Origin of the sequence: Nocardia sp. A7 (genome assembly GCF_046549215.1) — a bacterium.
GTDB lineage: Bacteria > Actinomycetota > Actinomycetes > Mycobacteriales > Mycobacteriaceae > Nocardia.
Map to the genome: position 1 here is coordinate 606,062 of NZ_JAJPWE010000004.1, position 15,678 is coordinate 621,739.

Genomic DNA, 15,678 nt, shown 5'->3' on the forward strand with positions numbered 1-15,678 from the left:
GCAGCAGCAGTAGTTGTGGTGGCGGGAGCAGCAGCAGTTGTGGCGGCGGCGGTTCCTGACCGCGTAGTAGGCGTGCTGTGAGCCATGCCTCAGCGGACTTGACCTGAACTTCGCTTCAGGTTCCATGCTTGACTCGTTCGGTCAACACCACGAAGGAGTCGCGATGCGTGCAGTGCAGGTCAAGGAATTCGGTGGGCCCGAAGTCCTGGAGGTGTTGGAACTCCCCACGCCACAACCGGATTCGGTCGAAGTGGTGGTCGACGTCGAGGTGGCCGACGTGATGTTCCTCGACGCCCGGTTGCGCAGCGGGTGGGGTCAGGACTTCTTCGCGATGAGCCTGCCCTACGTCCCCGGCGGCGCGATCGGCGGTGTGGTCAGCGAGATCGGCGCGGACGTCGATCCCCGCTGGCTCGGCAAGCGCGTTGTCACCCAAACCGCCGCCAGCGGCATCGGCGGCGGCCTGCCCATCGGCGGCTACGCCGAGAAATCCCTCGCCAAGGCCGCCACTCTGACCGAGATCCCCGACGGCCTCACCACCGAGCAGGCCGTCGGTCTCGCCCACGACGGCCGCACTGCCCTGGCCGTCTTCGACGCGGCCGCGGTGCAGCCGGGCTCGTGGGTGCTGATCACCGCCGCCGCGGGCGGACTCGGCACGCTGCTCACCCAGCTGTCGGTCGCCGCGGGCGCGCAAGTTGTCGCCGCGGCTCGTGGTCAGGAAAAGCTCGCGCTCGCAACACGATTGGGTGCCACTGCAGTGGTCGACTACTCCGCCGACGGGTGGGAACAGCGAGCCCGCGAGATCACCGGCGGGGGAGCGGCCGTAGTCTTCGACGGTGCGGGCGGAGAGCTCGGCGGCGCGGCGTTGACAGCCGTTGCCGACAACGGGCAGTTCCTTGGATACGGTTCTGCCGCAGGTGATTTCGCGCAGGGCGACACCGACGCGGCGGTCGCACGCGGTGTCACGGTGCTCGGTCTGTTCGATATCGTCGGCGAGGACGTCGACTGGGTCGGCATCACCGCCCGCGCTCAGTCGGCGGTAGCCGAGGGTGCGCTGGAAGTGGTGATCGGGCAGACCTTCCCCATCGACCAGGTCCGGCAGGCGCACGCCGCGATCGAGAGTCGCTCCGCCGTCGGTCGTACCTTGTTGACGGTCAGCGCGTCATTGTAAAGTATCAAGCGCCGCAACGGAATACACGTTAAGTTATGTTCTGTGCAGGGACTCATAATCATCGCGGTAATCGTCGCGGTCTTGTTGTTGGTATCAGGAGTGATCAAGTTGGCCAGCAACCCAGGGGACAGCATCGAACGTCGCGAACGCGAGCTTCGAGTGCGGGGTGGCCAGCGAGCTGAACGCTCGTAACCCATACCCCCGGGTGCAGCACGACAACGGCGATCAGGACGCGCCTTCTTCGGAAGCGTCGTCCTGATCGCCGTTCCTGTTCAGTCACCCGCCACGACCACCGCGTCAAGTGGTCAACGCCGCACTCCGCCGGGTACCATGCGACTCGCCCGTGGAGACCCCCGCGGCGAGGGGCGGTAGCTCAGTCGGTTAGAGCCGCGGACTCATAATCCGCTGGTCGTGGGTTCGAGCCCCACCCGCCCCACTTTCCCCCTCTGACCTGCGAATCTCTGATCCGCACCAGACGTTTTTATCCAGCACAGTGCATGTGAACCAATGGATTATTGCCGTACTCTGGAGGCCATGGGAGGCCTTGATCTTGACGATATTCGGGAGCTGAAGGACGACTTCACCACGGAGTTGCGCCGGAAGAACCGCAGCAAGCGGACGATCGACGGCTACGCGACCCACATCGACTACCTCGCCGCCTACCTGGTCGAGATGTCCCTGCCGACGGACGCGCCGGCCATCACGCGCGACGTCATCGGCGGCTACATCGAGCACCTGCTGACTCGGCCGAACTCCCGCACGGGCGAGCTGCTTTCACCTCAGTACGCGCGCAGCCAGTACCGCAGCTTGCAGCAGTTCTTCAAGTACCTGTTCGCCGAGGAGATCATCCCCGCGGACCCATTCGATCGGCTGTCGCTACCCGACGCACCCGACAAGATCGTGCCCGTGCCCAACGCGGACTCTCTTCGCACCTTGTTGAACGAGTGCTCTGGACCGAGTTTCGATGACCGCCGGGACAACGCGATCATTAGGCTGTTCGCCGACACTGGCTGCCGCTGCGGCGAGGTGGCGGGGCTCGGGCTAGACGACCTCGACTTCGCGGAGAACACGGTGCTGGTACTCGGTAAGGGCCGCCGCCCCAGGTCGACGCCGTTCGGCGACAAGACCAGGACAGCCATCCGGAAGTACCTTCGCGTTCGCGCCAAGCACCCGAAGGCGGTGAACGGCCAGCCAGCTCTGTGGTTGGGCCGAATGGGTCCGATGACCGACCACGGCATTCGACAGATGCTGGAACGCCGTGCGGCATCGGCAGGGATCGAACACATCCACCCCCACATGCTTCGGCACTGGTTCGCGCACAACTGGCTAGCCAACGGTGGGCAGGAGCAGGATCTGATGATGTTGGCGGGCTGGCGGTCCCGGCAGATGCTCGACCGGTACGGCAAGTCAGTGGCGGATGAGCGCGCAAAGGATGCCCACCGAAGGGCACGGCTAGGCGACCAGCTGTAGCGCCGGGTGGGTGACCGCCTGGGCGTGCTCGCCGGCGGGCGCTGGCGATACCGTGAACCGCATGAATGACGATCTCGTGACATGGGCCGAGCGGGTCGCCCGCGAACAGCTCCACGAGTTGCCTCGCAGACTCGGGCACGTCGAAGGCGTAGCCCGGCGGGCAACTCAGATCGCTTACGCCGTAGACGATCCGGAGCTACTCGTCGCGGCCGCGTGGCTACACGATGTTGGATACGGCCCGCAGATCGCTGTCACCGGGTTCCATCCGGTCGATGGTGCTGAGTTCCTGAGCGCTCACGGGGCGCCGCACAGGCTGTGCGCGCTTGTCGCGAATCATTCGTGTGCCTGCGTCGAAGCGCGCCACCGCGGGGTGTCGTTGCGCTGGGAGGACGAGCAGACCCCGCTGCGTGACGCTCTGTGGTGGGCCGACATGTCGACCACGCCCACTGGCGAGCCGACGGACGTTCAGAGCCGGATCGCGGAGGTACTCGATCGGTACGGCCCCGAGCACGTCGTATCAGCGTCTGTTGCGGAGTCGGCGCCGCAGCTGATTGCTGCTGCCGCACGCACACAAACGGCAGCTCAGCTGGCGGGCATCAGATTGAGCGACGGATAAGTCTTAAGTGGTCCGGCGCTGCTGCGTTTCCGTGCGAATCCCGTTTTCGAGATATATCGGGACCTCGCTACTTATGAGTGCTTCAACTGTCGCGGCCAGCCGTTTAGCAAGCCGTGGAATGGTGAAATTGTGCAATTCCGCCAAGCTGACATAGCGAGCCTCCGACAGTTCTTGGTCCGGAAACTTGAGATTCGCGGCATCTATTCCGTTCAGCTCCGGGCTGATGAACAGGAAAAGTAGCTTATCGCCCTCTTTGTCGTTGGGTGCCCAGTCGACTGCGGCGAGGAGTAATTCGTCGACCGAAAGTCCGATTTCTTCTTGAACTTCTCGTGCGCAGGCATTCTTGGGCGATTCGCCAGGCTCGACATATCCCCCTGGAATGTCCCAGTACTCCTTATAGGTGGGACGAACCATAAGAATGGATTCACCACTCAGCACGACTACGCCGGCCGCAATACGCGGAGTTGCCATCGGTGGACGGGATTCTGCGCTCATACAGGCGACTCTAGTCACCCATCGTCAAACCAGGTTCATTCGGTCGGCGAGCCCTGCAAGCGCCGAGCTCGGCCGGGACTTGCCTGTTCGAACCCAGTTGACAACCAGGTCGCGGGACAAGGCGTGGTGACGGACCTGCTCAGGCGCCCGAGCCTCAGCCGCGAGCAGGATCGCCAATGCCTCATCTCGTCGGCTGCGATTGCTGTGTGCGCGGGCAAGTTCCAACGAGTGGCGGACTTGCCGCTCGGTCGGAAGCGACGAAGCGTCGACCTGCTGGCCGACAACCAGCGCTGTCTCAACATCATCCAGCTCCATCGCGGTAGACACCCGATGAATCTTGACGTTGGTCGGGCCGAACGCCGTCCAGGCGTAGTTCGCGTCGCGACCGAGTTGCACGGCTGCGGATTCCGACTCGCGCAGGTACTCAGCGGTAAGCGCCCTGTCGTCGGATCGAGCGGCCGCCATCGCGCCAGTCAGGAACAGAGTGCCGTACACAGACCGGTACTCGGCAGAAGCGTCGTTGGGCAGGCTTCCAACGTGAGACGCAACTTGGCCGACGAGAGCGGCCGCGTCCTTGTGTCGACCCGTCGACATAGTTACGTGCGTCACCGATCGTGCCAGTGATAGCCAAATCACGGGCTCACCAACACGTTCCGCGATATCGAAACCGCGCTGTGCTGCGACCCATGCGAGGTCGACCTCGCCGACCTTGGTAAGCACCGTCGCCGCGGCGTGATAGGCGCTGGCGAGAAGTCGGAGTGCGCGCTCCGAATCGTCTGCACGCGAATTGCGACGAGCGACATCGAGATCGGTGATCAGGGCGGGCAGGGACGCGCTCACGTACGCGAAGCGCGACGACTGGTAAGCATCCCAGACCGCTTGTAGCCGACCGGCGAGTTGAGGAATCGGCTGGACTTCGGTCGGCTCCTGCCGGCTGAACGGCATGAGCTGTGCATAGCTCGTCAGAGCATCACGCAAGGCCGGGATTGTCGGCTTACCGCCGACATGAGAGTTGTCCACGAGTGTCGGTTCCGCGAGGAGATCGCCGATCGATACGTCCAGTTGCTTCGCGAGATTCTGAATAACGGAGATTCGGTCGAGCTGAATTCTGTTGTTTTCGACCTTATTCAGCCAATCCTCGGTTCGGCCGACCATATCTGCTAGAACTCGCTGCGACAGACCGCGCCGGCGCCGGTACCAAGCCACACGCTCACCGATGGTCATTGAGTCAGTCATCCCGCGCATGAATCAATTGTCCTACCTGCGGCGATGGTGCGCAACCCAGGTACCCCGGATTTTTTTTCCGGGTTGAACCCTCCAGTCGGGCTGACGCTATTCCAGTCAGCGTTTTCCAACCTTTTCCGACCAAAGGAGGTCCCCGGTGGACAACAACCTTCCGTCACCCGCAGAACATCACGCCGTGCCCAGCTACATCAGCCTGAAGAAGGCTGCAGAGCTCGTCGATGTAGGGCCGAAGACCATTCGGAACTGGATCGCAGCAGGACAAATTCAGGGCTACAAGCTCGGGCAAATGTGGCGAGTGGACCGTGGGGAAGTTCTCCAGCTCGCGAAGCCGGTCGCGCCGAGCCACCAGGGCGGTGCGGTATGAGCACCCCTACCGAGCGGAGCCTGCAGGCGCGGATCGCAGCTCACGAGTCGTGGGCGCGTACCAGTGACCGCAGCGAGCGCACTGCGAAGGCTCGCGCCGCGATGGTGAGCAAGTTCGACCGTCTGGTCGATCCCGACGGGCTGCTGAGCCCGGAGGAACGCGCCTATCGCGCTGACCAGGCGCGGAAGGCGCACTACACCCGTCTGGCCCTCAAATCGGCACAGTCGCGTCGCCGAGGCCGTGAGCGCCGTTGCCGGGGCGGTGATCTGTGATGCGCGCCAAGACATTCATGACCGCCGTCGCGCTGTTGTCCGTGGGCTACATGGTCCTGACCGCGCCGGATGTCCTCGGGTTCGTGCTGATGGTCCTCGGCGCGGTGTGGTTTTGGCGCGCGACGAAGCGGGCGGGGGTGCGGCGATGAGCACCGATCACGGCCAGGAGCCGATCCACGATCCGATCGACCTGCTCGACGAACTGGACTCGATCATCCGCGCCCAAGAGGTGCTGCGCCACCGCACGATCGCGCTGCAGGCCCGCTACGCCGCCCTGGAGCCACACGCGGACCGATTCGACCAGCGTGTCGAGGGCTGGCGCCTCGCGGAGCACGGCTCGATCAATGTCAAGCACTCGGCCGTGAGGCTCGGGGATGCGGCAAGAGACATGGCCATGACGTCGAAGTACGGGTTGCATCCCGCCCGCAAGTTGGCGGTGAAGGTTCGTGAGTACCCCGAACAGGCCCGGTCGGTCGAGGCGCCCGCGGTCGATCGGCGGCGGTCGCGATGAGCGGCGGGATGTTCCGGTCGCCCCGCGAGGACCGCAATGCGGTGGGGCGCAGCGCCGGTCAATCGCTAGTGCGACCCGAGTTCGTCGGTGTCGGCGCGGTCTACGCCCCGGTGAACCATCTGCCGCCTGCTCTGCGGCTGATCGTGCTGGCCGTGTGCGTGCTGATCGCGATGGTCGGTTGCTCGATCGCCTGGGTCGATCACCAGGGCAAGCAGCCCTCGCTGAACATCTGCCGCACCGCCGACGAGAACGTGCGCGTCGCGCAGGTCGAACCGTGCCCGGCCAATTCACGGCCGTGACCAGTCATTCGGACCAGGGAAGGAGCGAACATGAAGATCGACCACAAGCAGAAAACGGCCCGATGGGCTGCGTTGGAAGTCGAAGCGCGCGACGAAATCATTGCGGGACTGCGTGATTCGGGCCTGGCCTACCGCGACATCTCCCGTCTGCTCGGTGTCCGAGCCCGTCGTGTCGAGGCCACCCTCGGCGAGATCGACGCCCTGCACAGCCGCGGGCTGAGCCTGACCGAGATCAGTGCACGAGTCGGGTTGCCGCGTAGCACCGTCCACGTCCTGGTCGGCGCCGCGCGTCCACTGTCGACCGGTCGCAAGACCGCGGTGCTCGCGGCGTTGTCGCAGATGCACGGGATGCAGGTCGACACCCTGGGCTGGTTTCTCGGGATGGAACGCAACCATGTCTACGCGCTGGTCGCCGACCTTGTCCGGGCGGGCGAGGTGCACGAGCTCAAGCAGGTCCAGCCGGGCGAGAAGTGGGTGGTGCCGACCCGGATCACTGCTGCCCGGTATCTGGGGTGGCGTCCGCCGGAGTGGCAGCCGCCGTTGATGTTCGCCGAGCACTACCGTGCCGTCGCCCAAGCCCGCGTGATGCTGGTCGGTCCGGACCCGAAGTCCTGGGTATCGGAGCGCACCTTGCGTCACCGCGTCCAGGGCGAGACCCAGCCGGGACCGCGGAAGCCGGCGACCCCGATTTCGAGTGGACGCGAACCGAAACTGGGTCGCCCGCACATCCACGACGGCCGGTTCCTCGGTGTCGTCGAGGGACATCACGGCTGGTGGGCGCTGGAGGTCGAGCTGTCCAAGAAGCAGCCCGAAGCGATGGACATCGCGCTGCGGGGGGCGATCCGGGCAGCGCGGGACAGCGACACCGAACCCATGGTCGGCGTGCTCTACCTGTGCCGCACCGCATCCGTCTACGACAACGTCACCGCCGCTTCGGAGCGGTTGCCCAAGGCCGAGTTCGCCGATCTGGCGCTGGACCTGGTCATCAACGACTTCGACGCTTATTGGTCGCGCTGGCTCAACCGCTACGCCGACCTGCGCGAGGCCAAGAAGGCAGCGAGCCCGAACAGGTTGCGCTCCACCATCATTCATCTCTCCCAGCAGGAAGCATCATGACGTGCACACCTCTCATCACCCCGGCTGACTGCGCGCCGGTCAAGGCGCCGGTCATCGTCACCGCGTCCCCGACAACGACCCCAGCGATCAATCCGGGCGCCCCGATGCCCGAGATCGCCCCGACCGCGCCGCCGGTCGAGGTCGGTGGGCAGAACCTCCCCGATCTGCCGATGCCCGACTTCGCTGCCCTGGCCCACACCGCGGGGACCTCGGCGGTGATCGCGTTCGTCGTGATCGCGATGCTGCTGTTCATCGTCGCGGTCGCTACCGCGTGGCCGTTGGATCCGCACCGGTTGCGCAACTTCGCCGTCGCCTCGCTGCTGTTGCCGATGACGTCTGTCGTCGCTGGCGGCGCCTGGTCGACACCGTGGACCCTGCTGTGGTCGGGCGCCGAAACCTTTACCGCGGGGGATTTCTCCGGGTTGGTGCCGATGCTCGCGGTCGCCGGTCCGGCGGCGATGTTGCTCGCGACGTTGTGGTGGGCGAAGTTCCTGGTCCAGAACGCCAGCGTCGGACAGAAGTCCCTGGCACGGACCGAGCGGATCAAGTCCGCGATGGATGCCCGTCGCAGCCAGGCCGCGGCACGGGCCGCGAAGCTGGGCGCCCCCTACAGCACCGGTGATTCGATCGTGCTCGGTGTGCTGTCCGAGCACGTCAGCGCCGAGCCGGGCGGGTTCTGGCGCAGCCTGACCGCACGGCACATGCAGTGGCTGACCATTCCGCACGCGGATGTGAAGCGGCACATGGGCATCATCGCGACCACCGGTGCGGGCAAGACCACCCTGCTGGAACGGCACTTGGTGTCGATCCTGACCACGGAGTGGAAAGCCTGGCAGCGCTGGCGCGACGTGCCCGGCATGCGCGGCCGTCACCCGCGCCCGTTGATCGTGATGATCGCCTGCAAGGGCGGCGAAGACGACCGGGTACTGGGCGAAACCATCCGTTCCGACGCCCTCGCGATGGGTATCGAGGACGAGCGGATCGCACTGGTCCCCTCGCGAGATCGACTCGATATCTGGAACATGCCCGCCCGCGACCTGCGTGGCGTGCTGATGGACCTCATGGTCGGCGGCGAATCGACCACCAGCGAGGGCCAGCACTTCGACGAGATGCGCAAACGCATCGTCACCCTGGTCGTCGATGCCCCGGTCGGGCCACCGCGGTCCTCGGCGGAGTTCCTGGCTCGCCTGGATGCGCAGACCATCGTCGATGCGTGGGGCGGATCGCCGGATGTGGTGCGCCAGGTCGAAGCGCTGCAGGCGGAGAAAGTCCCGCAGCTCGACGACGCGCTGATCAAGATGAGCAACCTGTTCTCGATGCTCGAAGACCACAACGGAAACGGTGTGTTCGACGGCGGCAAGAACCTCGACGACCTCGACATCCTCTACGTGACCGTGCCGGGCATGGATCCCGACGCCGGGCGCGCCCAAGTCGCGGCGATCATCCGGATGGTCATGCAGCGGGCCGGGCGCACCGCCAAAGACCAGCGGCGCAGCGTCTCGCTGATCATCGACGAACTCTCCGCAGTCGCAACCCAATCCCAGGCGATCGGGTTGGAGAACGTCGCCGAACGTGGCCGCTCCCAAGGTGTCGCGCTGACCTTCGCGGCGCAGTCCCAAGAAGGCGTGGCCCGTGATCAGTGGTCGCTGAACCGGTTGCTCAAGGCCTGCGCCGGCGGGCTGATCCTGGGCTACTCGGAGAACGCCGGTGATGTGTGCAAGCACTTCGGATCGGTCCGGTCGGCGATGCCGTCGCGGCACCTGATCAAAGGCCAGCGCCACGGCGACGAGGGATCGGTGTCCTACGGCGAGAAATGGCTGGTCGACCCCGACCGGGTCCGTCAGATGGCCACCGGCGAAATCGTGCACGCCAAAGCCGGACACGCCTACTACGGCCGCGTGGTCCCGGTCGACCGGACCGAGCTCAAGCCCCTGCCGGGCACCCGCGCCGCCGACACCGCGGCACCGATCGAACCCGAACCCGTCGCCGCGGTCTGACGCCGCGACTCACTCCATTTCGCCCAGAAAGGCCACCACTGTCATGCGCATCATCCGCGGTAACTCCGACAACCCCGACGACCACGAGCACAACCACGACCACGAGCACGGCCGCAAGCAGCAGCCGGCGTCGGAGTCCGACGCGGCCCGCATGGCCGAGGCGCTGGTCGACGAGACCGAGGCGTGGCTCGCCACACAGACCGACATCACCGCGCCCGATCCGGAGCCGAAACCGGTTGCGCGACTGATCAAGTCGTTCAGCGCCGAGCAGGTGCCGTTGGTGCCGGTCGAGGACGAGAACCTGATCCCCGCGCTGCGCCCGCAGCCCGACCAGCCCGCAGCCCCGACCGGGCGCAAGGTGCCGCGCTGGGTGCGCACCGCGGTGCCGGGCTCTGTCGTTGTGGTCACTCTCGCCGTCGTAGCGACCCACGGACAGCCCGACGTCGTGGCTGTCCCGATCGACATCTACGCCGGTTGCTGGGTCGGGTTCCTGTTCTGGAACGCCGCGCACCGTCCGCCGCTGCGCGATGTCGGCGCCGCCACGGTCTCGGCCGCGACCGGACTGCTCGCCGCCGTATGGAGCCTGTTCGCCCACGGCATCCGCGTCCTGGTCACCGGAATCACTCACCGCCGCAGCCACTTCGAATCCGCACGCACCGCCCACTGAACAACCCACCACAAGGAAGGAACCACCTGCCATGCCCGAGAACACGAAGAAGGAACCGATCCTGCCGATCCCGTCCGATCTGGACCAGCGGACCTGGCAAGCCCGCGAGGTACTCGACGCGCTGCGCCACCAGATCCAGAGCCTGCACGAGCACTACGGCGAACTGCACAACTCGCCGGAATCGCTGCGCACCGACGACCTCGGCCAGCCGATGCAACCGAGCGAGGTGACCAGCGCCGCGCAGATGTGGTTGGCCTCGACCGGGCGCGCGCTGTCGGCCGCCGATGACGGGCTGCGTCGCGCCAACTCCTACACCACCCGGCTGTCGCTGACCGATCAAGCCAGCGAGGAACGCGAGGCCCGCGTCCAGGCACGCAAAGACCTCTACAACGGCCGCCGTCCCCGGGCCGAACGCACCCGCTGAACCCACCACAAGAAGGAGAAATTCGAGATGTCCGAAAGACCTGTAGAAGACGAAATCATCGACCAGGCACGCCATTTCGGCCGCGTGCTTATGTCACTCGCCAGCCAGCACGGCCGCGCGGTGTCCTGGTTGGAGCAGCGGCGCATCCGTAAGGAGATCAGCCGAGCGCTGCGCCAGCAGCGCCAGGCCGAGTTCATCGAACGCCAACAGCAGCTGATCAACACCGAGCGAGCCGTTCACCGTTACCGCGCTCACGCCCAGGCCGTCACGATGCGCAGCAACGACCCGCGCGTCTCCCACGACCGCCGCAGCCGCGACCAGGTGGCACTGCGCACCCACGCCACCGACATCGCGCAGACAGTGTTGAAGGGCCGCAGCCTGACCCCGGTCGAGCAGGGCATCGTGTTGGACGGAATCGATTCCGCGACAGCATTTCCCGGCCACGACCCGAAGCGGGCACTGTTCGCCGGCGCGCACCGGGTCAAGGGCATCGACGCCTTGCGCTACCGCGCTACCGTCGCCCGCACCCGCGCCGCGCTGCCCCAGCAGCTCACCGAATTGACCGAAGCACGCCGACGCAACAGCACCAACCGCCGACCGCAGCCAGCAGCGGCGCCGGTACGGGAAGGCACACCGCAGGAACGCGAAGCCGCGATCCAACAGTTGCGCCGGGCCCAGCTCGATTGGGACCTCAACGCCCCGACCGCCGACCAGGCCGACCTGCGGGCCTATGACCGACAGGTCCGCACCGCCACCGCGGGCGCCGCCGAGGTCGGGGTGACGCCCGCGCGGATCAAGTACGAGCGCGCCCACGCGGTCGAAAACAGCAAGTTCACCGCGAGTGTGTACTCGCTGCGCCCGGGCGGGGACCAGGCCCAGGTCATCCAGACCGTGCACCCGACCGGACGTGAGGCCGCCGAGTGGACCCACCGCACCGTCAAATCGACGAACTGGGTGCCCCAGGTCGCTCTCAAAGCTGTCATCCACGAACGCGGCACCGACGCACCCGCTCGTGTCGCCGATGGCACCTACGAGCAGGTCAGCGCCCGCACCGGCGAATGGACGCCGTCGCGCAAACGATCGACCGCAGCGCAGGAGTCTGCGCAGTCGGCGACCCCGGCCGGTGTGGACGAAGACCGGTTGGCTGAGGTCGAAAAGCAGCTCAAGGCCATGGGCCAGGACCGTGACCGGTTGATGTCGAAGGTGTCGATGCTGCAGCGCGGCATGGACGCGGTCACCGCCGACCGTGACGAGATCCGCACCAAGCTCACCTCTGCTGAGGGTCGGATCGAGTCGCTGACCAACCGCAACACCCGCCTGGCCGCCGAGATCGACGAAGTCCGCCGCGACCAGCCCGACATCGAGGACCTACGTGCCGAGCGCGACCAGTACAAGACCCAACGCGACCGGGCCATCGACCGGTTGGCCAAGCAAACCGCAGCAGCGCGCGAACGGCCCGGTGGTCCCGAGCGGGTCGCCGCCCAGGCCAACCAGACCCAGCCCATGAACAGCCCGATCACCAACGGCCACAACGGAATCGAAAGGAGCCGCTGACATGCAACGCGAACATGAAGAAGCGATGCGAGCCGACTTCGCCCAGTACACCCGCCTCGCCCGCAACACCGACCCCGCCGAACTCGATGCCGCGGCGACCGAGCAGAAAGACATCGTGCAGCGGTGGACGACGGGCCCGCACCGACGCCACTGGCGCGAGCTGGAAGAGATCGACCACCAGTACCAGGTCTACCCGCTCGACATGCTGCGCGAGCGTGACCTGCGCCGGCACAACAACCCGACCTATCCCGACTCGACCGTCGATCGCAGTTGGGAGCAGGCCACCGACATCGCATTTCAGCGCACCCCGGGGCTGCGCAAGATCTCGGCGGGCTATGTCTCCCACAACGGCGAAGTGCAGTACGACGGGACCCTCGAACAGCGCGAGTACCCCGAGAGCCGCCGCAACCGCGGCCCGATCGAGCGGGGGCGCTGAAATGGACTACAACGCCGAAGAATCGATGCGCGAGGACTTCGCCCGCGTGGTCGAGCTGAACAAGCAGATCCGTGACGGCGCCGGCCCCGACATCGGCCACAACGTCGACTACGGGCGCGAGATGGCCGCCCGGGAACGCAACGGGTTCGTCAGAGCCTGGTCGTCGGGCCCGCACGCCGAGCACTGGGACACCTTGCGCGGCGCCCATAAGGCGTTCGAGCTGGTCCCGGACGCGATGGTCGGGCTCTACGCCGATATCCAGTCCGGGCGCGACACCCACGGCCTCAACGGTGTCGATCAGCGCAGCGTGGTCCAGGCCGGTGAGCTGCGCGGTCGCGATCGTGTGGTTCTGCGCCTTGCCCTGAGCGAGGCTGTCCGCGAGCGGCGCGGGCCGATCGAGCGGAGCCGGTGATGGACCCGCAGTCCGATACCGCCGGTCAGTCCTGGCAGCGGATCGTCGAGGCCCTGGAACGCCACCATCTCGGCCCGGCGAAAGGACCAGGGACACCACAAGCGTGGAACCGGTACCTGTGCCCGGTCCACGAGGGCGACGGCAAACACCACACCCCGAGTTTGGGTGTGCGCTATGACCCGAAACAGGCCAAGACGATCGTGCGGTGCTTCTCCGGAACACGCTGCGACGACGCCGAGGTGTTGGGGCGGATCGGGCTGCGGGTACGCGACATGTTCGACCGGTTGCCCGAGCGAGCCCGCAACAGCCGCAACCACTCCGGTAACCGGTCGAACAGCACGCAGCCGGCGCGGACACCGCGGCAGGTGTTCAGCCGGGCCGAGCAAGCGATCCTGGCGGCCCGGTTCGAGTTCCCGACCAAACCCGACCTCGGTGTGCAGACCGGGCAACCGGAGACCGAAGCGACCTACGTCTACAAGTGGCCCAACGGGCGCGTCGAAGGCGCGGTGATCCGACGCCGCACCCCGCACGAGCACGGGTACGCCAAGTCGTTCTATCAGCGGCACTGGACCGGAACCGAGTGGGAGAACACCGGTTTCGCACCCCTGCCGTGGCACCTCGACGACGTGCGAGAAGCCCTCGACACCGGGCGCGAACTCTACGTCTGCGAAGGCGAGAAAGACGTCCAACGAGCACGGCAGGCCGGAGAACTCGCCACCTGCAACGCGATGGGCGCGGGCAAGTGGACAGCCGAGCACGCCAAATGGTTGCGCGGCGCTGCCCGCGTGATTGTGGTCGCCGACCGGGACAAGCCCGGCTACCGCCACGCCGGTCAGGTCGCCGAGACCCTGTACGGGCAGGTCGGGGAAGTCCGGGTGCTGCAGGCCCGCGCGGGCAAGGACTTGTCGGACCACTTCGACGCCGGTCACACCCTCGACGAACTCGAACCCGTCCGCTACCTCGACCGCCCTGGCTTTCACCAGCAACACCACACCGAATCGGTCGAGAACCGCGGCCGGGAACCGTCGCCGGTCGACCGCCGACTCAGCCGATAACCCCAACCCCAAGAAGGAGATCCGATCATGACCACCACCGACTTCGGCCAGCGTTTCCGCAAGGCCGCCCGCCCGACACCCGCGTTCGGCAAGAACAGCACTCCCGGCACCACGGTGACCGGATGCATCACCGTCATCGGCGAAGAGTCCAAGCTCAAGTTCGGCGGGGCGCCCGGCGAGGTCGAACTCGACGAGGACGGCCAGCCGGTGATGCAGCTCGTCATCACCGTGTTCACCGGTTCCGGGCCACGGAACCTGTTCGTGTCCTGGCGCATGGAACAGGCCATCGGCCGCGCGCTCGAAGACGCCGGATGCGAGGAATTCCAGATCGGCGCGACCTTGTCGGTCACCTACACCGGACCCGATCCCGAGTACACCAAGGCTCGGATGTTCGCCGCCAGCTACACCCCGGCGAAGACACCCGCCGCGAGCTGACGACCCGAACCCGCCGCGCAACAACCAGATCAGGGCACCGCCGGGGGAGCGCAAACCAACACGTTCGCGCACCCCGGCACCCACCACACGACACCGACGAAGGAGGGCGACAATGACCGCGACAGCAGGCGACACCGCCACCACCCACCCCGCCGAGAAGGCGACAACCAGCCACCAGCAGGCGACTGCAGGCGACAACACCGTCGCCCCCGTCTCGCCCAACCGGATCGACCTCGCCGAAATCACTGCCCTGGCCATGACACTCGTCATCGGCGCCGGCGCGTTCGCCTGGTCGTTCGCCGCCCTTTCCGATCTATCGGTCATGGCCGGAATCACCCCGAAACTGGCCTGGATCGGGCCCGTTTTCGTCGATGGCGCGATCGTGCAGTCCACCGTCGCACTGGTCTCGCTGCAGCGCCGCCAACGCGCCAACATCACCGTCGCTCGATCCACCACCGCGTTCTTCTGGGTCCAGCTCATGGTCGCCGAAGTGATCAGCATCGTCGGAAATGGCCTCCACGCTGCCGAATCAGGACAACGCGCGCTGCCCGCGATCATCGCTGCGTGCGTCGCCGGCGCGGCCCCGCTCGCAGGCTTGGCCGCTACCCACGGACTGACCGCCCTGCTCGAAGTCCCGCGCGAACCGAACCGCACACCCGTGGTCGCCGCACCAGCATCGGAATCAATCGGAATCCTTCCGGGAACTATCGCCGATAGCACGGCGACACCGGGCGACGGGCAGGCGACACCAGGCGACGCCGAGGCGACAGCAGGCGACACCCCGCCAGCGGAGGGCGACACCGAGACGACACCGGGCGAGGTCGACGCGACAGCCCACCGCGACACCCTCATCCTCGCCATGGCCGCCGAGGGCCGATCGACCCGCGAAATCGGTCAGGAAGTCGGGCTGCACCACGGCACCGTCGCCAAGATCCTCGCCCGCCACCGTGAGGCCGAACAGGCCCTCGACACCGACACCGACCCCGGCTTGCGGCTCATCGCAGGCACCCATTGATAGCGAAATGTTAACCATGATTACTCTGACTGACCTGTTCTGCGGTGCGGCAGATCCGGCAGCGGCGCCACCGAGTGATAGCTATGTTGATCAGCCGCGGTGACGGCGTGTGACGGCAGGCCATAGT

Annotated in this window: 20 protein-coding genes and 1 tRNA gene; 19 read left to right on the forward strand and 2 right to left on the reverse strand. The window is 66.4% G+C overall.

What is annotated here, in order from left to right; genetic code table 11:
• Positions 1-163 precede the first annotated feature (163 nt).
• The 4 genes from ACLJPD_RS24745 to ACLJPD_RS24760 all read left to right on the forward strand — a co-directional run bounded on the left by ACLJPD_RS24745 (position 164) and on the right by ACLJPD_RS24760 (position 3,254).
• Positions 164-1,168 carry a zinc-binding dehydrogenase gene (locus ACLJPD_RS24745; protein WP_410875173.1) on the forward strand — a complete coding sequence of 335 codons (1,005 nt, stop codon included), beginning with the start codon at positions 164-166 and terminating at the stop codon, positions 1,166-1,168.
• 362 nt (positions 1,169-1,530) lie between these two features.
• A tRNA-Ile gene (locus ACLJPD_RS24750) sits at positions 1,531-1,604 on the forward strand.
• Positions 1,605-1,675: 71 nt separating this feature from the next.
• Positions 1,676-2,638 carry a tyrosine-type recombinase/integrase gene (locus tag ACLJPD_RS24755; RefSeq protein WP_410875174.1) on the forward strand — a complete coding sequence of 321 codons (963 nt, stop codon included), beginning with the start codon at positions 1,676-1,678 and terminating at the stop codon, positions 2,636-2,638.
• Between the two features lie 61 nt (positions 2,639-2,699).
• Entirely contained in the window at positions 2,700-3,254 is a 555-nt protein-coding gene (locus tag ACLJPD_RS24760) for an HD domain-containing protein (RefSeq protein ID WP_410875176.1), read from the forward strand.
• A 3-nt stretch (positions 3,255-3,257) separates the two neighbouring features.
• Here the strand turns inward: ACLJPD_RS24760 and ACLJPD_RS24765 are convergent, their stop codons facing one another.
• Both ACLJPD_RS24765 and ACLJPD_RS24770 read right to left on the reverse strand, forming a co-directional pair.
• Entirely contained in the window at positions 3,258-3,749 is a 492-nt protein-coding gene (locus ACLJPD_RS24765; RefSeq protein ID WP_410875178.1) for an NUDIX domain-containing protein, read from the reverse strand.
• Between the two features lie 24 nt (positions 3,750-3,773).
• On the reverse strand, positions 3,774-4,973 hold the full coding sequence (locus ACLJPD_RS24770; RefSeq protein ID WP_410875180.1) for a helix-turn-helix domain-containing protein: 1,200 nt from the start codon (positions 4,971-4,973) through the stop codon (positions 3,774-3,776).
• Between the two features lie 157 nt (positions 4,974-5,130).
• Between ACLJPD_RS24770 and ACLJPD_RS24775 the strand changes: the two genes are divergently transcribed.
• From ACLJPD_RS24775 to ACLJPD_RS24845, 15 genes are all read left to right on the forward strand, one after another.
• Positions 5,131-5,358 (forward strand): helix-turn-helix domain-containing protein, encoded by a 228-nt coding sequence (locus ACLJPD_RS24775; RefSeq protein WP_410875182.1) that lies wholly within the window; start codon positions 5,131-5,133, stop codon positions 5,356-5,358.
• Entirely contained in the window at positions 5,355-5,630 is a 276-nt protein-coding gene (locus ACLJPD_RS24780; RefSeq protein ID WP_410875184.1) for a hypothetical protein, read from the forward strand. The genes ACLJPD_RS24775 and ACLJPD_RS24780 overlap by 4 nt, the downstream gene beginning before the upstream one ends.
• A complete protein-coding gene (locus tag ACLJPD_RS24785; protein ID WP_410875185.1) occupies positions 5,630-5,779 on the forward strand; it encodes a hypothetical protein in 150 nt (49 codons plus the stop codon). Before ACLJPD_RS24780 ends, ACLJPD_RS24785 begins: the two co-directional genes overlap by 1 nt.
• Positions 5,776-6,141, forward strand: a complete 366-nt coding sequence (locus ACLJPD_RS24790; RefSeq protein WP_410875187.1) for a hypothetical protein — start codon at positions 5,776-5,778, stop codon at positions 6,139-6,141. The genes ACLJPD_RS24785 and ACLJPD_RS24790 overlap by 4 nt, the downstream gene beginning before the upstream one ends.
• An 8-nt stretch (positions 6,142-6,149) precedes the next feature.
• Positions 6,150-6,440, forward strand: coding sequence for a hypothetical protein (locus ACLJPD_RS24795; RefSeq protein WP_410875189.1), 291 nt, complete (start codon positions 6,150-6,152; stop codon positions 6,438-6,440).
• Between the two features lie 30 nt (positions 6,441-6,470).
• The gene (locus ACLJPD_RS24800; RefSeq protein WP_410875191.1) at positions 6,471-7,556 is read left to right on the forward strand and encodes a helix-turn-helix domain-containing protein; all 1,086 of its coding nucleotides are present in this window, start codon (positions 6,471-6,473) and stop codon (positions 7,554-7,556) included.
• The gene (locus ACLJPD_RS24805; RefSeq protein WP_410875192.1) at positions 7,553-9,553 is read left to right on the forward strand and encodes a hypothetical protein; all 2,001 of its coding nucleotides are present in this window, start codon (positions 7,553-7,555) and stop codon (positions 9,551-9,553) included. The genes ACLJPD_RS24800 and ACLJPD_RS24805 overlap by 4 nt, the downstream gene beginning before the upstream one ends.
• A 43-nt stretch (positions 9,554-9,596) precedes the next feature.
• Positions 9,597-10,220, forward strand: a complete 624-nt coding sequence (locus ACLJPD_RS24810) for a hypothetical protein (protein ID WP_410875194.1) — start codon at positions 9,597-9,599, stop codon at positions 10,218-10,220.
• 31 nt (positions 10,221-10,251) lie between these two features.
• Complete coding sequence (locus ACLJPD_RS24815) at positions 10,252-10,644, forward strand: hypothetical protein (RefSeq protein ID WP_410875195.1); 393 nt, start codon at positions 10,252-10,254, stop codon at positions 10,642-10,644.
• Positions 10,645-10,671: 27 nt separating this feature from the next.
• The gene (locus ACLJPD_RS24820) at positions 10,672-12,198 is read left to right on the forward strand and encodes a hypothetical protein (protein ID WP_410875196.1); all 1,527 of its coding nucleotides are present in this window, start codon (positions 10,672-10,674) and stop codon (positions 12,196-12,198) included.
• Position 12,199: 1 nt separating this feature from the next.
• Positions 12,200-12,634 carry a hypothetical protein gene (locus ACLJPD_RS24825; RefSeq protein WP_410875197.1) on the forward strand — a complete coding sequence of 145 codons (435 nt, stop codon included), beginning with the start codon at positions 12,200-12,202 and terminating at the stop codon, positions 12,632-12,634.
• 1 nt (position 12,635) lies between these two features.
• Complete coding sequence (locus ACLJPD_RS24830; protein ID WP_410875199.1) at positions 12,636-13,046, forward strand: hypothetical protein; 411 nt, start codon at positions 12,636-12,638, stop codon at positions 13,044-13,046.
• On the forward strand, positions 13,046-14,101 hold the full coding sequence (locus ACLJPD_RS24835; protein WP_410875200.1) for a toprim domain-containing protein: 1,056 nt from the start codon (positions 13,046-13,048) through the stop codon (positions 14,099-14,101). The genes ACLJPD_RS24830 and ACLJPD_RS24835 overlap by 1 nt, the downstream gene beginning before the upstream one ends.
• A 27-nt stretch (positions 14,102-14,128) precedes the next feature.
• Positions 14,129-14,536 (forward strand): hypothetical protein, encoded by a 408-nt coding sequence (locus ACLJPD_RS24840; protein ID WP_410875202.1) that lies wholly within the window; start codon positions 14,129-14,131, stop codon positions 14,534-14,536.
• Positions 14,537-14,648: 112 nt separating this feature from the next.
• A complete protein-coding gene (locus ACLJPD_RS24845) occupies positions 14,649-15,551 on the forward strand; it encodes a DUF2637 domain-containing protein (protein ID WP_410875204.1) in 903 nt (300 codons plus the stop codon).
• Positions 15,552-15,678: the final 127 nt, after the last annotated feature.

Coding starts and splice junctions, on each gene's coding strand:
- ACLJPD_RS24755 (WP_410875174.1), top strand. CDS start 1,676: ATGGATTATTGCCGTACTCTGGAGGCCATGGGAGGCCTTGATCTTGAC.
- ACLJPD_RS24815 (WP_410875195.1), top strand. CDS start 10,252: ATGCCCGAGAACACGAAGAAGGAACCGATCCTGCCGATCCCGTCCGAT.
- ACLJPD_RS24835 (WP_410875200.1), top strand. CDS start 13,046: ATGGACCCGCAGTCCGATACCGCCGGTCAGTCCTGGCAGCGGATCGTC.
- ACLJPD_RS24840 (WP_410875202.1), top strand. CDS start 14,129: ATGACCACCACCGACTTCGGCCAGCGTTTCCGCAAGGCCGCCCGCCCG.
- ACLJPD_RS24800 (WP_410875191.1), top strand. CDS start 6,471: ATGAAGATCGACCACAAGCAGAAAACGGCCCGATGGGCTGCGTTGGAA.
- ACLJPD_RS24765 (WP_410875178.1), bottom strand. CDS start 3,749: ATGAGCGCAGAATCCCGTCCACCGATGGCAACTCCGCGTATTGCGGCC.
- ACLJPD_RS24825 (WP_410875197.1), top strand. CDS start 12,200: ATGCAACGCGAACATGAAGAAGCGATGCGAGCCGACTTCGCCCAGTAC.
- ACLJPD_RS24795 (WP_410875189.1), top strand. CDS start 6,150: ATGTTCCGGTCGCCCCGCGAGGACCGCAATGCGGTGGGGCGCAGCGCC.
- ACLJPD_RS24760 (WP_410875176.1), top strand. CDS start 2,700: ATGAATGACGATCTCGTGACATGGGCCGAGCGGGTCGCCCGCGAACAG.
- ACLJPD_RS24820 (WP_410875196.1), top strand. CDS start 10,672: ATGTCCGAAAGACCTGTAGAAGACGAAATCATCGACCAGGCACGCCAT.
- ACLJPD_RS24845 (WP_410875204.1), top strand. CDS start 14,649: ATGACCGCGACAGCAGGCGACACCGCCACCACCCACCCCGCCGAGAAG.
- ACLJPD_RS24745 (WP_410875173.1), top strand. CDS start 164: ATGCGTGCAGTGCAGGTCAAGGAATTCGGTGGGCCCGAAGTCCTGGAG.
- ACLJPD_RS24805 (WP_410875192.1), top strand. CDS start 7,553: ATGACGTGCACACCTCTCATCACCCCGGCTGACTGCGCGCCGGTCAAG.
- ACLJPD_RS24830 (WP_410875199.1), top strand. CDS start 12,636: ATGGACTACAACGCCGAAGAATCGATGCGCGAGGACTTCGCCCGCGTG.
- ACLJPD_RS24810 (WP_410875194.1), top strand. CDS start 9,597: ATGCGCATCATCCGCGGTAACTCCGACAACCCCGACGACCACGAGCAC.
- ACLJPD_RS24785 (WP_410875185.1), top strand. CDS start 5,630: ATGCGCGCCAAGACATTCATGACCGCCGTCGCGCTGTTGTCCGTGGGC.
- ACLJPD_RS24770 (WP_410875180.1), bottom strand. CDS start 4,973: ATGACCATCGGTGAGCGTGTGGCTTGGTACCGGCGCCGGCGCGGTCTG.
- ACLJPD_RS24780 (WP_410875184.1), top strand. CDS start 5,355: ATGAGCACCCCTACCGAGCGGAGCCTGCAGGCGCGGATCGCAGCTCAC.
- ACLJPD_RS24790 (WP_410875187.1), top strand. CDS start 5,776: ATGAGCACCGATCACGGCCAGGAGCCGATCCACGATCCGATCGACCTG.